Source organism: Pseudomonas juntendi (assembly GCF_009932375.1).
Classification (GTDB): Bacteria; Pseudomonadota; Gammaproteobacteria; order Pseudomonadales; family Pseudomonadaceae; genus Aquipseudomonas; species Aquipseudomonas juntendi.
This window is the reverse complement of sequence record NZ_BLJG01000066.1, coordinates 1-18,203: the sequence shown is the minus strand read 5'-3', so window position 1 is coordinate 18,203 and position 18,203 is coordinate 1. Positions and strand designations below refer to the sequence as shown.

The following is an 18,203-nucleotide window of genomic DNA, read 5'->3' as shown; positions in this document are numbered from 1 at the left end:
CAAAGCGGCCCCAAATTACTTGACTGACTGGCATTAGGCGCTTAGCGCCCCTTGTAAGGGCGGGTTCACCCGCGAAGAGGCCGGGCCTACCGGCGGCTCTCTCCTGGCCATTCACCGTCGCCTCCGCCACCGCATTCGCGGGTAAACCCGCACCTCAAACAGCGCCCGCGAGTGGCAATGGCCGGCAACACAGCTAGCTGCTATTTACGCCCTTTCACCGCAGCGGGTGCCTTGCCTGCCTTCATCTGCTGCAACAACGGTGTGCACTGGTTCGGATCATCGCCACTGCTGGGTGCAATCAGCGCCAGCAAACCGGCTGCAGGCCCTGCCACAACCCCCAACGCCACCATGCCCGCACCGCGCAACGCCAATGGCACCGCCTGTACACCCGCATTGGGTTTGGCAAATGGCCCGCGTACATACAGCGGCGAACGCAGCGAGAACAGCCGTAGCCCTTTCGATTCAGGGGTGATCTTCAGGTCCAACTGCTCACTGGCAAAATTCGCCGTACCATTGATATAGATGATCGCGTTCTCGGTGTCGAAGATGAACAGCCGGGTCGAGGCCAAGCCGTCCTTGATGCCAACATCGGCCGCCGCGCAGTTGATCTGCACGTCCTCATCGCCAAACAGCTTGCCGACCACATAGTTGCCCACGTTCAAACCCGCAATTTCCATCAGGCTGCGGCTGATGGCGCCATCGTTGACCAACATGCGCAGGTCGCCATTGGCCGTGCCTAGCAGGGCAGCGACGGAATTGCCACGTCCACTGATATCGGCATCGCCATTGAGCTCACCAAAACTGGTCTGCATGGGCGCGAAACCGGGGAACAATTGCTTGAGCTTGAAGCCACGGGCGGTCAACTGTGCCCGCCCTTGCAGCGGCACGCTGCGCCCATCCAGGCGAATGTTGGAGGCCAGGTTGCCACCGGCCACGCCAAACCGCAGCGGCTCCAGGCGTAGCAGCCCGTCCTCGAGAATCACGTGCGCCGCCAGGTCGTTGAACGGTAGTTGCGCACTGTGCACGATGCGCTTGCCGGCAAAGGTGACGTCGGCGTCCATGGCGCGCCAGCGATCGGTGCGGAACTCTTCCACCGGCAGCACCTTGCCGGCCGGTTGCTTGCTGGCCCCGCCACGGGCCTTCTGCTCGGCATTGGAGTCAGCGCCGATCAGCGGCGCCAGGTCCTTGAACAGCAGCTGGTTGGACACCAGCTTGCCCGTCAGCTTGGGCCGTGGCTGGCTGGCGACGAAGGCCAGGTCGCCGTGGATGTCGCTGTCGCCGATCTTGCCGTTGAAACCCTCGTACTTGAAACGCGCACCTTCGGCTGCATGCAGGTTGGCGCTGAGCCGGCCGTCCGTGGAATAGGCCGGGGTGTCGGGCAAGGTCACCCCCGTCAAAGGGTAGAGGTTGCCCAGGCTGGCGCCCGACAGGCGCAGGCGCAGGTCAAGGGCACCCAGGTTGCGTGGGTCGGTCAGGGTGCCGGCAAGTACCACGTGCGTATCGGCAATGCGCACGTCGGCCTGCAACGGGAACGGCTGGGTGGCGTCCTGCAGCGCCAGCAGGCCACCGATCTTGCCGGTGCCAGACACCGGCTGTCCCTTGTAGCGGCCCTGGGCCTTGAAAGCAAAGGCGTAATCCTGCGCTCCGCCGGCTTTTTCAGCGCTGGCCTTGCCAACGATTTCGCTGAAGGGGATTGGCTTGCCCAATGGGTCAACCTGCACCTTCATGCGGGTTTTCAAGGTCTGGTCGTCGAAGCTGACATTGCCTTGGTCAAAGCCGATGGCACCAATGTCCAACTGCCATTTGGAAGGTGCCTCGTTTTCGTCCTTCGGCCCGAAGTCGAATGTCCAGTTGGCCCGGCCATCTGCCAACCGGGTCAGGCTGGCCGTGGGCTTGGTCAGGTTGATGCGCGGAATGCTGATCTTCTGCGCCAATAGCGCAAGTGGCGCCAGGCGGAACTCTACGCGCTCCAGGCCCACCATCTTCGGCTCCTGCAACCACTCAGGGTTGCCCAGGGTGAGGTCTTCGGCGGTGAAGTGCGGCCATGGCACCCAGGCACGCCAACCGCCTTCTTCTGGCTCGGTACGCCAATGCACGGCGAGGTTGCCGTTGATTGCGAACGGCCGATGCAAGGCCTCGGACACCTTCTCGTTGAGCAACGGCTTGACGCGGTTCCAGTCGAAGGTGGCGATCACCACTACCAGTATTGCCAGCAGCGTGAGCAGGGTGGCGAGGGTCCAGACGAGGATTCTGGCGGGACGCGTCATTGCGTGATTCTCCTTGCGGGGCTCGAAACAGGCGCGGCGGTGGCACTTAGTATCTGGGACTGATGAAAACCCGTGGGGTTTTATCGGTAGCGTCATCTTAGCGAAGTTTTTCCTGGCCATTCGCTCAGCAAATCGTGGCGCGGCCGCGCTCATGTTACCCCACAACAGCCTCGGCATTTTGCCATTAACTAGCCTGCAAGGCGCTTAACAGAGCGGTCGCCGAGCTCTATCAATATGGTCGATTGTTACCATTATCCGTATGAACTTCTCTCTGGCGTTACCCGGCGTAGCATTGGCTTCGTACCCACTTTCCAGCCCCCGAAAGGAGCACCGAATCATGAAACGCCAACTGCTGACCCTGACCCTGTCCATCCTGGCCGCCAACGCCTTTGCCCTGCCAGCCGCTGAACAACACCTCACTGCGGAGTCGCGTTCGAGCGCTGTCGAAATTGCCCAACCGCTGAAAACAGTCGCCGAAGGTGGCTCGGACCGCCTGATCGAACAATCCGGCCGCGTGGCCGAAGGTGGCTCGGACCGCCTCATCGAACAGTCCGGCCGCGTGGCCGAAGGTGGCTCGGACCGCCTCATCGAACAGTCCGGCCGCGTGGCCGAAGGTGGTTCGGACCGCCTGATCGAACAATCTGGCCGCGTGGCCGAAGGTGGTTCGGATCGCCTGGTTGCAATCAGCCACGTGAGCTGATTGCCATGGCTGAAAAGAACAACCTGTGTCACACCGCTTGCTCCCCTCCCAGCCCGGTCATTGACCGGGCTTCGTTTTTTTAACTAGAGTGCCCAGCCTCACCGTCACAGAAGCCCGCACCATGCTGCCGCGCGCCGAACAGAAGCTACAGACTCGCCAGGCCCTGCTCGATGCCGCCTGCCAGCTCATGGAAAGTGGCCGGGGCTTTGGCAGCATCAGCCTGCGCGAAGTGGCCAAAACAGCCGGCATCGTGCCAACCGGCTTCTACCGGCACTTCCCGGATATGGACGCCCTGGGCCTGGCCCTGGTGGCCGAGATCGATACCACCTTCCGCCAGACCATTCGCCTGGTCCGCCACAACGAATTCGAGCTGGGCGGCATCACCGACGCCTCGGTGCGCATCTTTCTCGATGTAGTCGCCGCCCACCGCGCACTGTTTCTGTTCCTGGCGCGGGAACAGTATGGTGGGTCACAGCCGGTGCGCCAGGCCATTGCCCGCCTGCGTCAGAACATAAGCGACGACCTGGCCACCGACCTTGCGCGCATGAAACGCTGGCAGCACCTGGACAGTGCGGCGCTGACGGTGATGGCCGACCTGGTGGTGAAAACGGTGTTCGCCACCCTGCCCGAGCTGATCGACAGCCCAGAAGCGGGTTATCCACAGGCCCTGTCGCCACAGGAAAAGATCACTCAGCAGTTGCGCTTCATCTTCGTCGGGGCGCGGCATTGGCAAGGGTTAGGCAACCCGGGCTGATCGCCTTTCGCTCAACCCCGCCCGGCCAGCCGGGCAAGCGCACCGCCGGCTACCGAAAACCCCACTTCTGCTACCATGGCGCCCTGCCCGACAGCCACGAGCGCCGACATGTCCGACCCCCGCCCTACCCTGCCCGCACTGGCCCGTTTCAACCAGCACTTCGCCGAGCGCATCGTGCCAATGTGGCAAGGCCCTGGCTGGAATGCCGACATGGCACTGCCCTACGAAGCCCTGGACGCCCAGCACCGGCCGTTACCGGTACAGCGCTACCGGGCCATGGCCTGCGCCCGCCAGCTGTACCTGTTCAGCAGCCGCATCGAACAACCGGGCGCCGCCGAGCGTGCAGCCGCGCTGTTCCGCTCGTTGCAGAAGCACTTTCACGACGCGGAGCACGGGGGCTGGTTCTACAGCATCGATGCCCAGGGCAACCCGCTTGACCGGCGCAAGGACCTGTATACCCACGCCTTCATCGTCTTTGCCTGCGCGCACTACTGGGGCAAGGTCGGCGAAAGCCTGGTGGAATCCACACTCAATGCCGGCCTCGACATCATCGACCAGCAGTTCGCCAGGGACGATGGCCTGTACGAAGCAAGCCTGGGCGAGGATTGGGCAGACCTGGGCAGCGGGCCCCTGCAGAATCCACAGATGCACCTGGCCGAGGCCTTCCTGCAGGTACTGGCTGTTCGCGACGACGAACATACCCGGCAGTCACTGCTGCAACTGTGTGCAGCACTCCAGGCGCATTTCGTCGAACCGGCCCATGGGCTGATGCTGGAGAAACCGCGCGGGGCTGTGGATAACTGGTACGAGCCTGGCCACCAGTTCGAATGGTTCTACCTGTTGCACACCTCCCCGCTGCTGCGACATACGCCGCTGCATGCCTCGATCGACCGGGCGTTCAGCTACGCCGAACAGCAAGGGGTGCAGGGTGGCGCAGTGCTCGCCATGCTGGGCGTGGACGGCCAGGTGCTGGACGCCACCCAGCGCATCTGGGCACAGGCGGAGTACCTGCGTGCGCTGGTGCTGCGCGCTGGCGGTGAAGCCAGGTTGCCTGAACAGTTGCAGGTGCTGGAAGCGCGGTTCCTGCGCGAGGCTGGCTGGTACGAATGCCGGGATGGCGAGGGTGCCGTCAGCCGGCATGACATGCCTTCGACTACGCCCTACCACCTGGCAACTTGCCTGGAAGGCTTGCAGCGCTTGAGCTGAAGCCTTCGCGGCTGTGGCCGCCGAGCGGCCCTGGCTCAGCCCTTGACCGACCGGTCGATCGAGAACCCGGCCCAGTCCTGGCTCACCGGCATCAGCTCAAGGCTGTTGATGTTGATGTGCGCGGGCTGGTTGAGGATCCAGAAGATGGTCTCGGCAATGTCCTGCGGCTGGATAGGCTCGGCGCCGGCGTAGGTGGCGTCATACTTGGCTTGGTCACCACCGAACCGTACCAGCGAAAATTCACTTTCGCACAGGCCCGGCTCGATGTTGCTCACGCGCACACCTGTGCCACGCAGGTCGCAGCGCAGGCTCAGCGAGAACTGCCCGACAAAGGCCTTGGTGCCGCCATACACGTTGCTGCCCGGGTACGGATAGTTGCCGGCCACCGAACCGACGTTGAGGATCGACGCCCCACGGCCATGGGCAATCAACCGTGGCAGCAGCAGGCGGGTGGTGTACATCAGGCCCTTGATATTGGTGTCGACCATGGTTTCCCAGTCGTCCAGGCTGCAGTTCTGCGCCGCATCCACGCCCAGCGCCAGGCCGGCGTTGTTGACCAGGGCCTGCAGCTTGTCGAAGCCGGCTGGCAGGCTGGCAATGGCCTGCTCCATGGCTTTGCGGTCACGCACATCGAGTACCAGGCCATGCACTTCGGTCTTGGCAGAAAGCTCGGCGCACAAGGCGTCCAGGCGCTCCTTGCGACGACCGGTTAGCACCAGCTTCCAGCCGGCTTCGGCGAAACGGCGGGCTGTGGCCTCGCCGAAACCCGACGTGGCGCCAGTGATGAATACGGTGGATGACATGCTCTGTTCCTCGCGGTGGGTGGTCATGGCAGTTTTGCAGCATGCCCGTGGCCAACGCTGGCGGCAAGCCGAAAAGGCAGCTGGTCATTTTTTGTTCATGTGCGGCAAACCCTTGTGGCAGAAGCCTCCGCGCCAGCTATGCGCATGTTATCCACAGGGCTTTCCCCACGGATTGGGGGCAACTTCGCTGTGCGGCGGAACCCTTTCAGCCCGTCGTGGTCGGCAGCGTTCTTTTCGGTGGTGGCGCAAGGCTTTCAAGCATGCCGCCTGTAGCGGGATGTCCAAGGCTTTTACACAGAGTTATCCACAGAATTTGCGCAGTGCTGGGAGTGGTTGGAATGACGTGATTTGCCTGGGAAAACAATCCACAGTGGTGCACTGATCAAAAAATGATCATGACGCTGTAGGGCTTGATAGTGTTGGGTTGGAGGGGGATACCACCATGTTTTCCACAGGCGGTTCCACATTATCCGTGGAAAAGATTTGGCTTGTGGGAAGCGGGGTTGGGTAGCTATGGGTGAACGGGTTGAGGGCCCGGTTAGGTTGAGTTGTCCACATGGGAAGGGGGCTGCGTTGCAGCCCATCGCGACACAAGGCCGCTCCTACAGGGGACCGCGACCGGGCATGGATCGCGGCCCCTAGGGGGAACTAATGCCCACCCAGGTAAGCGCTGCGCACTTCTTCGTTGACCAACAACTCTTGCCCAGTCCCGGTCATGCGAATTTGCCCGTTGACCATCACGTAGGCACGGTCCGACAGTTTCAGGGCGTGGTTGGCGTTCTGCTCCACCAGGAAAATGGTCATGCCGGTCTTCGCCAGTTCCCGCAGGGTCGAGAAGATCTGCTTGACCACGATGGGTGCCAACCCCAGCGAGGGCTCGTCCAGCAACAGCAATTTTGGCCGGCTCATCAGCGCCCGGGCAATCGCCAGCATCTGCTGCTCGCCACCGGACATGGTCATGGCCCGCTGGTTACGCCGCTCTTTTAGGCGCGGGAAGAGTTCGTACATGCGCTGCATGTCTTCGGCGGCATGCTTGTCGCCAATGGGGATGGTCCCCATCATCAGGTTTTCCTCGACGCTCATGTCGGGGAATACCCGGCGCCCTTCCGGCGACTGGGCGATGCCGTTGGAAGCAATGTAGTGCGATGACTTGCGGGTAATGTCGGTGCCACGGTAGACGATCTGCCCGGAAGCCGCCCGCGGCTGCCCGAAGATCGACATCAGCAGGGTCGACTTGCCGGCCCCGTTGGCGCCGATAAGGCTGACCGTCTCACCTTCATTGATGTGCATCGATACCTTTTTCAGCGCCTGGATCGGCCCATAGAACACGTCCAGGTCCTTCAGCTCGAGAATGGGTGCACTCATACCAGTTCCTCTTCGTCTGCACCCAGGTAGGCAGCGATCACCGTCGGGTTGTTGCGGATGTCCTGTGGCGCACCCTCGGCAATCACGTTGCCGTGGTCCAATACCACGATATGGTCGGAAATGCTCATGACCATGCCCATGTCGTGTTCGATCAGCACCACGGTGATGTCGTGCTCGTCACGCAGCACGCGAATCATCTGGCTAAGTGCCTCGGTTTCCTGCGGGTTCAAGCCCGCCGCCGGTTCGTCCAGGCAGATGATCTTCGGTCGCGTGCACATGGCGCGGGCGATTTCCAGGCGGCGCTGCTGCCCATACGACAGCTCACCGGCCAGGCGGTTGGCGCAGTCGACCAGGTCGACCACCTCCAGCCAGTAGAAGGCGTGGTCCAGCGCATCGCTTTCGGCCTTGCGGTAGGCCTTGGTATTGAATACCCCCGCCAGCAGGTTGCGGTTGACCCACATGTGCTGGGCCACCAGCAGGTTCTCCACCACCGACATTTCCTTGAACAGCCGGATATTCTGGAAGGTGCGCGCCAGGCCCGCGCGGTTGACCAGGTGGGTGCCGCCGAACATCTTGTAGTACAGGCGGCTGGCAAAGCGTGCCGGCGAGACGAAGTCGGCCGCCTGGAAACGCTCGCCCAGCAGCTGGATCACATTGGTGTGGCTACCGCGCACGTTCAGTTCGATGCGCCCGCCACTGGCCTTGTAGAAACCGGTCAGGCAGTTGAACACCGTGGTCTTGCCGGCGCCGTTGGGGCCGATCAGGGCGAAGATCTGGTTGCGCCTGACCTTCAGGCTCACGTCGCTGAGCGCCTTGATGCCGCCAAACTGCATCATCAGGTTGTCGACCGACAGAATGATTTCGTCGCTCATGGCGCCACTCCTTTACGCGGGGTCACACCGGTACGGCTGATGCGGATCAGCCCCCGCGGTCGCCAGATCATCATCAACACCATCAGTACCCCGAACAGCAGCACCCGGTACTCGGAGAAGCTGCGCAGCAACTCGGGCGCCACGGTCAGCACGAATGCTGCAATGACGACGCCCACGGTGGAGCCCATGCCACCCAGCACGACGATGGCGAGAATCAGCGCCGACTCGAAGAAGGTGAACGACGAGGGGTTGACGAAGCCTTGGTACGTGGCGAAGAACACGCCGGCCAACCCCGCGGTGGAAGCGCCCAGGGTGAAGGCCGAGAGCTTGACCAGCACGTGGTTCAGGCCCATCGAACGGCAGGCGATCTCGTCTTCGCGCAGCGCTTCCCAGGCCCGGCCGACGGGCATGCGGGTCAAGCGGTGCTTGATGTACAGCACGGCCAGCACGACCATGAACAGCACCGCATAAATGAACACGAACTTGAGGTTGGGGTTGTAGGCAAAGCCGAAGAACTCATGGATGGGCACCCCACCGTCCTTGGCCCGGCGGCCGAACTCCAGGCCAAGGAAGGTCGGCGCCGGCGCCGGCATGCCGTTGGGGCCGCCGGTGAACGACAGCCAGTTGTTCAGCACCAGGCGAATGATCTCGCCAAAGCCCAGGGTCACGATCGCCAGGTAGTCACCGTGCATGCGCAACACCGGGAAGCCCAGGATGCACCCGGCAAGTGCCGCCGCAATGGCTGCCAGTGGCAGCACACTCCAGAAGCCCAGGCCAAGGTACTGGTAACCCAGTGCAAGGCCGTAGGCGCCAATGGCGTAGAAGGCCACGTACCCCAGGTCGAGCAGGCCGGCCAGGCCGACCACGATGTTCAGGCCCAGGCCCAGCAGCACATAGATCAGGCCGAGGATGACCACGGTCAGCAGGTACTTGTTGGCGAAGATCGGGAACACGATGGCAATCACGATCAGCGCCGGGATGATGTAGCGCAGCCGCGACACATGGTTCGGCGCCCGCACATGCACGCCCGAGCCACCGCTGTCGAAGCCTTCGAGCATGCGCCGGCCGGCGGCGGTCTGCACATACAGGCTGAGCAGGAAACGCCCGAGCATCACACCACCGACCAGCCAGGCCACGCGACGGGGTTCGGCGTTGAAGGTATAACCGTCGAGCACCACGCCGACGATCGGGCCGAACACGATCAGCGCCAGCAGGCCGGCGACGAGGGTTTCGAGCAGGCTGCGTTTGATATCGAAACCTTTGGTTTCAGAGGCAGAAGCAATTTTGGCAATCGACATGTTCACACCTTAGCCACGAGCGGGCGACCCAGCAGGCCTTGTGGGCGGAAGATAAGGATCATCACCAGCAGCGAGAAGCTGAACACGTCCTTGTAGTCGGAGTTGATCATCCCGGAGAACAGCGATTCGGAGATCCCCAGGATGATTCCGCCGAGCATGGCGCCCGGCAAGGAGCCAATGCCACCGAGCACTGCGGCGGTGAATGCCTTGATGCCGATGATGAAGCCGGCATAGAAGTCGAAGGTGCCGTAGTTCATGGTGATCAGCACGCCTGCCAGGGCGGCCATCACTGCACCAATGACGAATACGTAGGAAATGACCCGGTCGGTGTTGATGCCCAGGATCGAGGCCATCTTGCGGTCTTGCTGGGTAGCGCGGCACATGCGGCCGAGCTTGGTGTACTTGATCACGTAGGTCAGCAGGCCCATGCCCAGGAATGCCGCCACCAGGATGAAGATCTTGGTGTAGGTCAGTTGCACGAAGCCGGTGCCGACATCGATGCGCATGGCGCCTTCGAGCAGGGTTGGCACGCCTTGCTGGCGAGCGCCCTGGCTGATCTGTGCGTAGTTCTGCAGGATCAGCGAAATGCCGATGGCGCTGATCAGCGGTGCCAGGCGGGTAGAGTTACGCAGCGGCTTGTAGGCGATGCGCTCGATGGTGAAGCCGTACACACCCGTGACGACGATGGTGAACAACAGCGTGCCCAGCATCAGCAGGGGAAACGACTCGACGCCAAAATAGGCCAGCAATGCCAGGCTGATCGCCGCCAGGTAGGCGGAAATCATATACACCTCGCCGTGCGCGAAGTTGATCATGCCGATAATGCCATAGACCATTGTGTAGCCGATGGCGATCAGGCCATAGACCGACCCGAGGGTCAGGCCGTTGACCAGTTGCTGCAGGAAAATACCATCCATAACGCAATCTCACTGAGCGAGACTGCACGCATGCCGACCACGCAAGGCCACGGACAATGCGGCCCCAGCAGTGCACGACCGTGCAGGTCTCCGAATAAGGACAGGTACCGCAGGGGCTCAGGCCCGGGCGCATGCGCAACCCGGGCGGGTGGCCGTTATTATTTTTGTTTGTCCAGCTGGTGGTACTTGCCGTCCTTGTCCCACTGGTAGACCACGTAGTCGGACACGGTCAGGTCGCCCTTGCTGTCCCACTTCTTTTCGCCCATGACGGTCTGCACCGGGTTGGCCTTGAGCCACTTGGCAGCGTCTTCGCCCTTGTTCGACTTGGCGCCGTTGAAGGCGGCGGCGAGCGCCTGCAGCGAGGCGTAGGCGTACAGGGTGTAGCCTTCCGGTTCAGTGCCCGCCTTGCGGAACTCCTCGACCACGGCCTTGCTGTCTGGCAGCAGGCGCGGGTCGGCGCCGAAGGTCATGTACACGCCATCGACGTACTGCGCGCCGCCGGCGGTAGACACCAGCTCGTCGGTGACGATGCCATCATCCGACATGAACTTGACGTCCTTCAGGCCCTGTTCGCGCAGTTGACGCACCAGCGGGCCGGCTTCCGGGTGCAGGCCGCCGAAGTAGACCACATCGGCACCGGCAGCACGGATCTTGGTAACCACGGCGCTGAAGTCTTTCTCGCCCCGGGTCAGGCCTTCGTACAACACGGGCTTGACGCCACGTTTTTCCAGCTGTGCCTTGGTGGCATCAGCCAGGCCTTGGCCGTAGGTGTCCTTGTCGTGCAGCACCGCGACTTTCTTGCCCTTGAGCACGTCGACAATGTAGTCGCCGGCGACCACGCCCTGCTGGTCGTCACGGCCACACATGCGGAACATGGCACTCAGGCCGCGCTCGGTGACCTGTGGGTTGGTCGAACCGGGCGTGATGGCGATCACGCCGGCCTCGTCATACACCTCGGAGGCCGGGATGGTATTGGACGAACAGAAGTGGCCGACCACCCCGATCACCTTGTCCTGGTCGACCAGGCGGTTGGCTACGGCAACGGCCTGTTTCGGTTCGCAGGCGTCATCGCCTTTGACCAGCACGATTTTCTCGCCATTCACGCCACCCGCGGCGTTGATCTTGTCGGCCGCAGCTTGCGCACCTTTCATGTACTGCTCGCCGAACGCTGCGTTGGCCCCGGTCATCGGCCCCGCTACGCCGATCTTGACGTCGGCCTGGACATACGAAGAAACACCCAGTGCCGTGGCTACGGCAAGCGCCAGGAAACCTTTCTTGTAAAACGTCTGCGACATGAGGTGGTGCTCCTAGAGTTTTTTTGGTTGGCACTACAACTTCTCAGCCCAATGCTCAGAGCAAGGGCCGTGCCATCAGTTTTGTCTTACGGAAAATCACACCACCATCGGCACGTAGAGGCGACCGACGGCCTTTTCTTTATTGAGCGTGCAACCGTCTGCCACGCGCCGGGCGCCACCACCCGTACAGACAAGGCGCAACCGCCGCGCGCCATCATTGCAACCCTGCCGGGTGTTTACGTGCAACCGGCCTGTAACAGCATACGTCACCGAACTGCACACCCGTGGTGCGTGACTGCTACAGGCAGCACCGTTTCAAGGCTGGCGGGTGCACCGAAAAACACGCGGATTTGGCAGATACGCGGCCCTGCAGGAGCGGGTTCACCCGCGAACAGGCCAGCGCAGACACAACAAGGCCGAAAAGGCTGGCACAATGTCCCCCATTCGCCGCCTCCGGAGCCCCTTTGATGAGCGAGAGCGCATTCGCCGAGCGCATCGTGCACAACCTGCTCGACACCGATTTCTACAAACTCACCATGATGCAGGGTGTGCTGCACAACTACCCGGACGCCGACGTCGAATGGGAATTCCGCTGCCGCAACGGCGAGGACTTGCGGCCGTATCTAGGCGAAATCCGCCACCAGCTGGAGGTGCTCAACGACCTCACGCTCGATGATGGCCAGCTGGGTTTTCTGGAGCGCATCAGTTTCCTCAAGCCCGACTTCCTGCGGTTTTTGCGGCTGTTTCGCTTCAACCTGCGCTATGTGCACCTTGGCATCGAGCACGATCAGCTGTTCCTGCGCCTCAAAGGCCCTTGGCTGCATGTGATCCTGTTCGAAGTGCCTTTGCTGGCGATCATCAGCGAAGTGCGCAACCGCCACCTGCACCCGCATATGCGCCTGGCCGAGGCACGCGACCAGCTGTACCGCAAGTTCGACTGGCTGCGCGCCCACGCCAGCGACGACGAACTGGCCGAACTGCAGGTAGCCGACTTTGGCACCCGCCGGCGCTTTTCCAGCCGCGTGCAGGAGGAAGTGGTCCGGGTACTGCGCGACGACTTCCCTGGCCGTTTCGTCGGCACCAGCAACGTCGACCTGGCATGGAAACTGGATATCAAGCCGCTGGGCACCATGGCCCATGAGTGGATCATGGCGCACCAGCAGTTGGGCCCGCGGCTGATCGACAGCCAGATCGCCGCGCTGGACTGCTGGGTCCGCGAGTACCGTGGCCTGCTCGGTATCGCCCTGACCGACTGCATCACCATGGATGCCTTCCTCGGCGATTTCGACCTGTACTTCGCCAAGCTGTTCGATGGCTTGCGCCACGACTCCGGCGAGCCGGTAGCCTGGGCCGAGAAAGCGATCGCCCATTACCAGAAACTGGGTATCGACCCGATGACCAAGACCCTGGTGTTTTCCGACAGCCTCAACCTTACCCGCTCGCTGGAAATCTTCCGGGCCCTGCGCGGGCGCATCAACGTCAGCTTTGGCATCGGTACCAACCTGACCTGCGACATACCGGGTGTGGTCCCCATGAGCATCGTGCTTAAAATGACCGACTGCAACGGCGCACCGGTGGCCAAGATTTCCGACGAAGCGGCCAAGACCCAGTGCCGCGACGCCAATTTCGTTGCCTACATGCGTCACGTATTCAAAGTCCCCAGCAAGGAGTAACCCATGCAAGCGGTTCAGCAAGAAATTGCCCAGGCGCTGAAGGTCCAGCCGCCGTTCGCCGACGCGGCCGCGCTCGAGGCCGAAGTTGCCCGGCGCGTGGCGTTCATCAAGGACTGCCTGGCCAACGCCCGGCTCAAGACCCTGGTACTGGGCATCAGCGGCGGGGTCGACTCGCTGACCGCCGCCCTGCTCGCCCAGCGCGCCATCAACGAACTGCGCGCCGAAACCGGTGACCGGGCTTATACCTTCATCGCCGTTCGCCTGCCGTACCAGGTGCAGCATGATGAACATGACGCCCAGGCCTGCCTGGACGTGATCAAGGCCGATGAAGTGCACACCGTGGACATCGCCCCGGCAGTGCGCGCCTTGGCGGCTGAAGTGGTGGAATTGAAAAGCGGCTCGCCGGCGCTGGTGGACTTCGTGGTCGGCAACGTCAAGGCACGCACGCGCATGGTGGCCCAATACACCATCGCCGGCGCGCGCGCAGGGCTGGTGATCGGTACCGACCACGCCGCCGAAGCGGTGATGGGCTTCTTTACCAAGTTTGGTGATGGTGCCTGCGACCTGGCGCCGCTGAGCGGCCTGGTAAAAAACCAGGTGCGGGCCATTGCACGCAGTTTTGGCGCGCCGGAGTCACTGGTGGAGAAGGTGCCGACTGCAGACCTGGAAGACCTGGCACCGGGCAAACCGGACGAAGCCTCGCATGGGGTGACCTACCAGCAGATCGACGCGTTCCTGCATGGGCAGCCGGTCGAGCAGGCAGCGTTCGACATCATCGTGGCCACCTACCGCAAGACCCAGCACAAGCGCGAATTGCCGTTCGCCCCTTGATCAGGCTGTAACAATGCCTGTAGGAGCGGGTTTACCCGCCCCTACAGGGCTCGGCGTCAGCTGATTACTTGACGACAACCTTGCCCTTCATCATCGAGATGTGGCCCGGGAAGGTGCAGAAGAAGCTGTAGTCACCACCGGCTTCCAGCTTGGAAGGGTCGAACTTCACTTCGGTTTCTTTTTCCGGCGCGCCGATCATTTTGGTATGGGCAATGATCGCGGCGTTGTCAGCCTTGATGTAGTCCTTTTCCAGGCCCTGGCTCATGCCTTCGGTCGCAATGCCCTGCATGTCGGCAGTCTTGCTGATCACCAGGTTATGGCCCATGACGTTCTTCGGCAGGTTGCCGGAGTGGGTCAGTTTGACCGTGAATTCCTTGCAGCTTTTGTCGACGGTGATTTCCTTGGTGTTGAAGGACATCTGGTCAGTGGAGTCGACAGTTACCGAGCACTCGGCGGCGAAGACAGAGGCGCTGGCGAGGGTCAGCAGGGATACCGCTACAGCTTTCGCAAACATCATGAATCTCCTTGGCAGGGTTTTATCAATTGCGAGACTGCCTGAAACCGTTCAGCACCCTGCTGATATGGGTCAAGGGGGTGTCAAGTGGCCAGTCAGTTGAATTGTTCAATGGATTGTATACAACCAATCTAAGAGCACATCATGCCCTTTTATTGGACGATGGGACAACCTCTCATTTAGGAGCAATACCAAATGCCCATCTCCCAGTTTCTGAACAGCCTGCTCGCCGCCTACGCCCACGGTGCTACCGGCGCGATCTGCGAATTCTCGCGCCCGGAATGAACCCGGCCTTGGAAGCGACGGTCAGCCACCGTACCCTGTCACCCTGAGTGCCTGGAGGTGAGTAATGCCCGTACGTTCCGTTTGTGTGTTTTGTGGTGCCAGCATCGGCAGCAACCCCGCCTACCGTGAGGCGGCGGTCGCGCTGGGCCAGGCGATTGCCCGCCGAGGCTGGACGCTGGTGTATGGCGGTGGCGCTGTTGGCTTGATGGGTGTGGTAGCCGACGCCGCGATGGCAGCGGGTGGCGACGTGGTAGGGATCATCCCGCAGAGCCTGCTGGACGCCGAGGTCGGCCATAAAGGCCTGACGCGGCTGGAAGTGGTGGACGGCATGCATGCCCGCAAGGCTCGCATGGCCGAGTTGAGCGACGCGTTCATCGCCTTGCCGGGTGGCCTGGGTACGCTGGAAGAGCTGTTCGAGGTCTGGACCTGGGGGCAACTGGGCTACCACGCCAAGCCGCTGGGGCTGCTGGATGTGAACGGCTTCTATGACAAGCTTGGCGGGTTCCTCGACCATATCGTCGAGGAAGGTTTCGTGCGCCCGCAGCACCGGGATATGTTGCTGCTGGGGCAGCAGCCGGATGAGCTGCTGGGCGCGATGGACCGCTTTGTCGCGCCGGTGGCGCCGAAGTGGGTCGACAAGAAGCCTGACTAAACCAGATTCAGGGGCTGCTTTGCAGCCCAATCGCCGGCAAGCCAGCTCCCACAGGGACTGCACAAAATCCTAAAGCGAGCATTGTACCTGTGGGAGCTGGCTTGCCGGCGATTGGGCCGCAAGGCGGCCCCCGAAATCAGCGCGGAATGACTGGCTGGCGCGGTTTCTTGCCCTTGCCGCCACCGCCCTTGCCCGCTTCCTTGCGCTCCTTGGCCGCCTGCTGATTACGCGCAAACGCTTCGGCCTTGGCCTTTTCGCGCTTGTCCCACGGCTTGCTGCCATCGCTGCCACGCGGTGGCAGGCCCGTGTGCTGGGTCAGGATTTTCTGGTCCTTGCCCACTTTGTGGCTGCCCGACGGGGTCGAGTTCTTGCGGCGCGCGCTCTGGTAGCTGTCGGTCTGCGGCTGGTGCGCCGGAATCAACTGGTGCTTGCCAGGCCCGATCAGGTCGGCGCGGCCCATGCGCTGCAGCGCTTCGCGCAGCATTGGCCAGCCTTTCGGGTCGTGGTAGCGCAAGAATGCCTTGTGCAGACGGCGCTGCTCGTCACTCTTGACGATTTCCACACCTTCGCTCTTGTAGGTCACCTTGCGCAGCGGGTTCTTGCCCGAGTGGTACATGGCGGTGGCCGAGGCCATCGGCGACGGGTAGAACGCCTGTACCTGGTCGGCACGGAAGCCATTGCCCTTGAGCCATAGCGCCAGGTTCATCATGTCTTCGTCGGTGGTACCCGGGTGCGCGGCAATGAAGTACGGGATCAGGTACTGCTCTTTACCCGCTTCTTTCGAGAATTTCTCGAACATGCGCTTGAAGCGGTCATAGGTACCAATGCCCGGCTTCATCATCTTGTCCAGCGGGCCACGCTCGGTGTGCTCCGGGGCAATCTTCAGGTAGCCACCTACGTGGTGGGTGACCAGCTCCTTGACGTATTCCGGCGACTCCACGGCCAGGTCGTAGCGCAGGCCCGAGGCAATCAGGATCTTCTTCACCCCTGGCAGGGCGCGAGCCTTGCGGTACAGCTCGATCAGCGAACTGTGGTCGGTGTTGAGGTTCTCGCAGATGCCAGGGAACACGCACGAGGGCTTGCGGCAGTGCTTTTCGATGTCGTGGCTCTTGCACGCGATGCGATACATGTTCGCAGTCGGCCCGCCAAGGTCGGACACCACGCCGGTGAAGCCTGGCACCTTGTCACGCATCTCTTCGATTTCGTGCAGGATCGACTCGTGCGAGCGGTTCTGGATGATGCGGCCTTCGTGCTCGGTGATCGAGCAGAAGGTGCAGCCGCCGAAGCAGCCGCGCATGATGTTGACCGAGAAACGGATCATCTCGTAGGCCGGGATACGCGCCTTGCCGTACGCTGGGTGCGGTACACGGGCGTAAGGCATGCCGAACACGTAGTCCATTTCCTCGGTGCTCATCGGAATGGGTGGCGGGTTGAACCACACGTCCACGTCACCGTGTTTCTGCACCAGTGCACGGGCGTTGCCCGGGTTGGTCTCCAGGTGCAGCACGCGGTTGGCGTGGGCATAGAGCACCGGGTCGTTACGCACCTTCTCGAACGATGGCAGGCGGATGACCGACTTTTCCCGCGTGACCGCCGGGCTGTCGAGAATCTGTACTACCTTGGCTTCGTTCGGGTCTTCCTGGTCGCCCTTGGCCTGCTCGATGGCACAGGCCTGGGTATCCTGGGTGTTCACGTAGGGGTTGATGATCTTGTCGACACGGCCTGGGCGGTCGATGCGGGTCGAGTCGATTTCATACCAGCCCTGCGGCGTGTCACGGCGCACGAAAGCGGTGCCGCGCACGTCGGTGATGCTTTCGATGCTTTCGCCACTGGACAGGCGCTGGGCCACCTCGACCACCGCCCGCTCGGCGTTGCCGAACAGCAGGATGTCGGCGCTGGCGTCGATCAGGATCGAATGGCGAACCTTGTCCTGCCAGTAGTCGTAGTGGGCAATGCGACGCAACGATGCCTCGATGCCGCCGAGTACGATCGGCACATGCTTGTAGGCTTCCTTGCAGCGCTGGCTGTACACCAGGCTGGCGCGGTCTGGTCGGCTACCGGCCAGGCCGCCCGGGGTGTAGGCGTCGTCGGAACGGATTTTCTTGTCCGCGGTGTAGCGGTTGATCATCGAGTCCATGTTGCCGGCGGCCACGCCGAAGAACAGGTTGGGCTCGCCGAGCTTCATGAAGTCGTCTTTGGACTGCCAGTTCGGCTGGGCAATGATGCCCACGCGGAAACCCTGGGCTTCCAGTAGCCGGCCGATGATGGCCATGCCGAACGAGGGGTGATCGACGTAGGCATCCCCGGTCACGATGATGATGTCGCAGGAATCCCAGCCGAGCAGATCCATCTCCTCCCTGCTCATTGGCAGGAAAGGTGCTGGCCCGAAGCATTCGGCCCAGTACTTGGGATAGTCGTAGAGTGGTTTGGCTGCTTGCATGTCAGTGACCGGTTCTGGTGTGCAGGAAAATCGCGGGCGCGAAATATAGCACAAATTTTGACCAAATCCGACTGCATTCGTGGGGGATTGGTGGGTGGGGTGACGGTTGGCTGACTTGGGGGTTGTTTCATCCATCAACCCAATCATGGTCAATTGGCGCTCATACCCCATCAACGCCGAAGAATGGTCGCGAGCGTCCTGGCATGGGATTCCGGGCTCGATGCGGAACGACGGGTAGGTGCCATTTTCGCCTTGATAGAACGTGGTCTTGCCGACGGTGAACTGAGTGTTCATTCCCATGATAATTCTCTACGTAACCGCTCCATAAACC

Annotated in this window: 15 protein-coding genes and 1 pseudogene; 6 read left to right on the top strand and 10 right to left on the bottom strand. The window is 62.0% G+C overall.

Annotated features, from left to right (window positions below):
* Positions 1 to 200: 200 nt before the first annotated feature.
* Positions 201 to 2,267 carry an AsmA family protein gene (locus GYA94_RS09690; RefSeq protein ID WP_161892206.1) on the bottom strand — a complete coding sequence of 689 codons (2,067 nt, stop codon included), beginning with the start codon at positions 2,265 to 2,267 and terminating at the stop codon, positions 201 to 203.
* 337 nt (positions 2,268 to 2,604) lie between these two features.
* Here GYA94_RS09690 and GYA94_RS09685 point away from each other — a divergent pair, with 337 nt between their 5' ends.
* From GYA94_RS09685 to GYA94_RS09675, 3 genes are all read left to right on the top strand, one after another.
* On the top strand, positions 2,605 to 2,967 hold the full coding sequence (locus GYA94_RS09685) for a hypothetical protein (protein ID WP_029885718.1): 363 nt from the start codon (positions 2,605 to 2,607) through the stop codon (positions 2,965 to 2,967).
* Positions 2,968 to 3,088: 121 nt separating this feature from the next.
* Positions 3,089 to 3,721 carry a TetR family transcriptional regulator gene (locus tag GYA94_RS09680; RefSeq protein ID WP_009683298.1) on the top strand — a complete coding sequence of 211 codons (633 nt, stop codon included), beginning with the start codon at positions 3,089 to 3,091 and terminating at the stop codon, positions 3,719 to 3,721.
* Positions 3,722 to 3,829: 108 nt separating this feature from the next.
* Positions 3,830 to 4,927, top strand: a complete 1,098-nt coding sequence (locus tag GYA94_RS09675) for an AGE family epimerase/isomerase (RefSeq protein ID WP_161892205.1) — start codon at positions 3,830 to 3,832, stop codon at positions 4,925 to 4,927.
* A gap of 35 nt (positions 4,928 to 4,962) precedes the next feature.
* On the opposite strand, the gene GYA94_RS09670 is transcribed toward GYA94_RS09675, so the two are convergent.
* From GYA94_RS09670 to GYA94_RS09645, 6 genes are all read right to left on the bottom strand, one after another.
* The gene (locus tag GYA94_RS09670; RefSeq protein WP_161892204.1) at positions 4,963 to 5,730 is read right to left on the bottom strand and encodes an SDR family oxidoreductase; all 768 of its coding nucleotides are present in this window, start codon (positions 5,728 to 5,730) and stop codon (positions 4,963 to 4,965) included.
* Positions 5,731 to 6,378: 648 nt separating this feature from the next.
* Positions 6,379 to 7,095: an ABC transporter ATP-binding protein gene (locus GYA94_RS09665; RefSeq protein WP_054912815.1), complete on the bottom strand. Its 717-nt coding sequence runs from the start codon at positions 7,093 to 7,095 to the stop codon at positions 6,379 to 6,381.
* A complete protein-coding gene (locus GYA94_RS09660; protein WP_029885721.1) occupies positions 7,092 to 7,967 on the bottom strand; it encodes an ATP-binding cassette domain-containing protein in 876 nt (291 codons plus the stop codon). The genes GYA94_RS09665 and GYA94_RS09660 overlap by 4 nt, the downstream gene beginning before the upstream one ends.
* Positions 7,964 to 9,265 (bottom strand): high-affinity branched-chain amino acid ABC transporter permease LivM, encoded by a 1,302-nt coding sequence (gene livM / locus GYA94_RS09655; RefSeq protein ID WP_161892203.1) that lies wholly within the window; start codon positions 9,263 to 9,265, stop codon positions 7,964 to 7,966. The genes GYA94_RS09660 and livM overlap by 4 nt, the downstream gene beginning before the upstream one ends.
* Positions 9,266 to 9,267: 2 nt before the next feature.
* The gene (locus tag GYA94_RS09650; protein ID WP_161892202.1) at positions 9,268 to 10,182 is read right to left on the bottom strand and encodes an ABC transporter permease subunit; all 915 of its coding nucleotides are present in this window, start codon (positions 10,180 to 10,182) and stop codon (positions 9,268 to 9,270) included.
* 158 nt (positions 10,183 to 10,340) lie between these two features.
* A complete protein-coding gene (locus GYA94_RS09645) occupies positions 10,341 to 11,477 on the bottom strand; it encodes a branched-chain amino acid ABC transporter substrate-binding protein (protein ID WP_009683307.1) in 1,137 nt (378 codons plus the stop codon).
* Between the two features lie 467 nt (positions 11,478 to 11,944).
* On the opposite strand from GYA94_RS09645, the gene pncB reads away from it, so the two are divergent.
* Both pncB and nadE read left to right on the top strand, forming a co-directional pair.
* On the top strand, positions 11,945 to 13,150 hold the full coding sequence (pncB, locus tag GYA94_RS09640; RefSeq protein ID WP_009683308.1) for a nicotinate phosphoribosyltransferase: 1,206 nt from the start codon (positions 11,945 to 11,947) through the stop codon (positions 13,148 to 13,150).
* 3 nt (positions 13,151 to 13,153) lie between these two features.
* On the top strand, positions 13,154 to 13,981 hold the full coding sequence (nadE, locus tag GYA94_RS09635; protein ID WP_161892201.1) for an NAD(+) synthase: 828 nt from the start codon (positions 13,154 to 13,156) through the stop codon (positions 13,979 to 13,981).
* A 64-nt stretch (positions 13,982 to 14,045) separates the two neighbouring features.
* On the opposite strand, the gene azu is transcribed toward nadE, so the two are convergent.
* Positions 14,046 to 14,495, bottom strand: a complete 450-nt coding sequence (gene azu, locus GYA94_RS09630) for an azurin (RefSeq protein WP_029885725.1) — start codon at positions 14,493 to 14,495, stop codon at positions 14,046 to 14,048.
* Positions 14,496 to 14,844: 349 nt separating this feature from the next.
* On the opposite strand from azu, the gene GYA94_RS09625 reads away from it, so the two are divergent.
* A complete protein-coding gene (locus tag GYA94_RS09625; protein WP_161892200.1) occupies positions 14,845 to 15,432 on the top strand; it encodes a cytokinin riboside 5'-monophosphate phosphoribohydrolase in 588 nt (195 codons plus the stop codon).
* 136 nt (positions 15,433 to 15,568) lie between these two features.
* On the opposite strand, the gene GYA94_RS09620 is transcribed toward GYA94_RS09625, so the two are convergent.
* Together GYA94_RS09620 and GYA94_RS28650 are read right to left on the bottom strand one after the other, a co-directional pair.
* A complete protein-coding gene (locus tag GYA94_RS09620; RefSeq protein ID WP_029887881.1) occupies positions 15,569 to 17,872 on the bottom strand; it encodes a YgiQ family radical SAM protein in 2,304 nt (767 codons plus the stop codon).
* Positions 17,873 to 17,998: 126 nt separating this feature from the next.
* Positions 17,999 to 18,172, bottom strand: a pseudogene (locus tag GYA94_RS28650) (DUF3077 domain-containing protein); the annotation flags it as partial.
* Between the last annotated feature and the right edge of the window lie 31 nt (positions 18,173 to 18,203).

Excerpts from the sequence above, each read along its gene's own strand:
- GYA94_RS09685 (WP_029885718.1), top strand. The coding sequence starts at position 2,605 with ATGAAACGCCAACTGCTGACCCTGACCCTGTCCATCCTGGCCGCCAAC.
- pncB (WP_009683308.1), top strand. The coding sequence starts at position 11,945 with ATGAGCGAGAGCGCATTCGCCGAGCGCATCGTGCACAACCTGCTCGAC.
- GYA94_RS09665 (WP_054912815.1), bottom strand. The coding sequence starts at position 7,095 with ATGAGTGCACCCATTCTCGAGCTGAAGGACCTGGACGTGTTCTATGGG.
- GYA94_RS09690 (WP_161892206.1), bottom strand. The coding sequence starts at position 2,267 with ATGACGCGTCCCGCCAGAATCCTCGTCTGGACCCTCGCCACCCTGCTC.
- GYA94_RS09675 (WP_161892205.1), top strand. The coding sequence starts at position 3,830 with ATGTCCGACCCCCGCCCTACCCTGCCCGCACTGGCCCGTTTCAACCAG.
- GYA94_RS09670 (WP_161892204.1), bottom strand. The coding sequence starts at position 5,730 with ATGTCATCCACCGTATTCATCACTGGCGCCACGTCGGGTTTCGGCGAG.
- GYA94_RS09660 (WP_029885721.1), bottom strand. The coding sequence starts at position 7,967 with ATGAGCGACGAAATCATTCTGTCGGTCGACAACCTGATGATGCAGTTT.
- GYA94_RS09625 (WP_161892200.1), top strand. The coding sequence starts at position 14,845 with ATGCCCGTACGTTCCGTTTGTGTGTTTTGTGGTGCCAGCATCGGCAGC.
- GYA94_RS09645 (WP_009683307.1), bottom strand. The coding sequence starts at position 11,477 with ATGTCGCAGACGTTTTACAAGAAAGGTTTCCTGGCGCTTGCCGTAGCC.
- livM (WP_161892203.1), bottom strand. The coding sequence starts at position 9,265 with ATGTCGATTGCCAAAATTGCTTCTGCCTCTGAAACCAAAGGTTTCGAT.
- nadE (WP_161892201.1), top strand. The coding sequence starts at position 13,154 with ATGCAAGCGGTTCAGCAAGAAATTGCCCAGGCGCTGAAGGTCCAGCCG.
- GYA94_RS09680 (WP_009683298.1), top strand. The coding sequence starts at position 3,089 with ATGCTGCCGCGCGCCGAACAGAAGCTACAGACTCGCCAGGCCCTGCTC.
- azu (WP_029885725.1), bottom strand. The coding sequence starts at position 14,495 with ATGTTTGCGAAAGCTGTAGCGGTATCCCTGCTGACCCTCGCCAGCGCC.
- GYA94_RS09620 (WP_029887881.1), bottom strand. The coding sequence starts at position 17,872 with ATGCAAGCAGCCAAACCACTCTACGACTATCCCAAGTACTGGGCCGAA.
- GYA94_RS09650 (WP_161892202.1), bottom strand. The coding sequence starts at position 10,182 with ATGGATGGTATTTTCCTGCAGCAACTGGTCAACGGCCTGACCCTCGGG.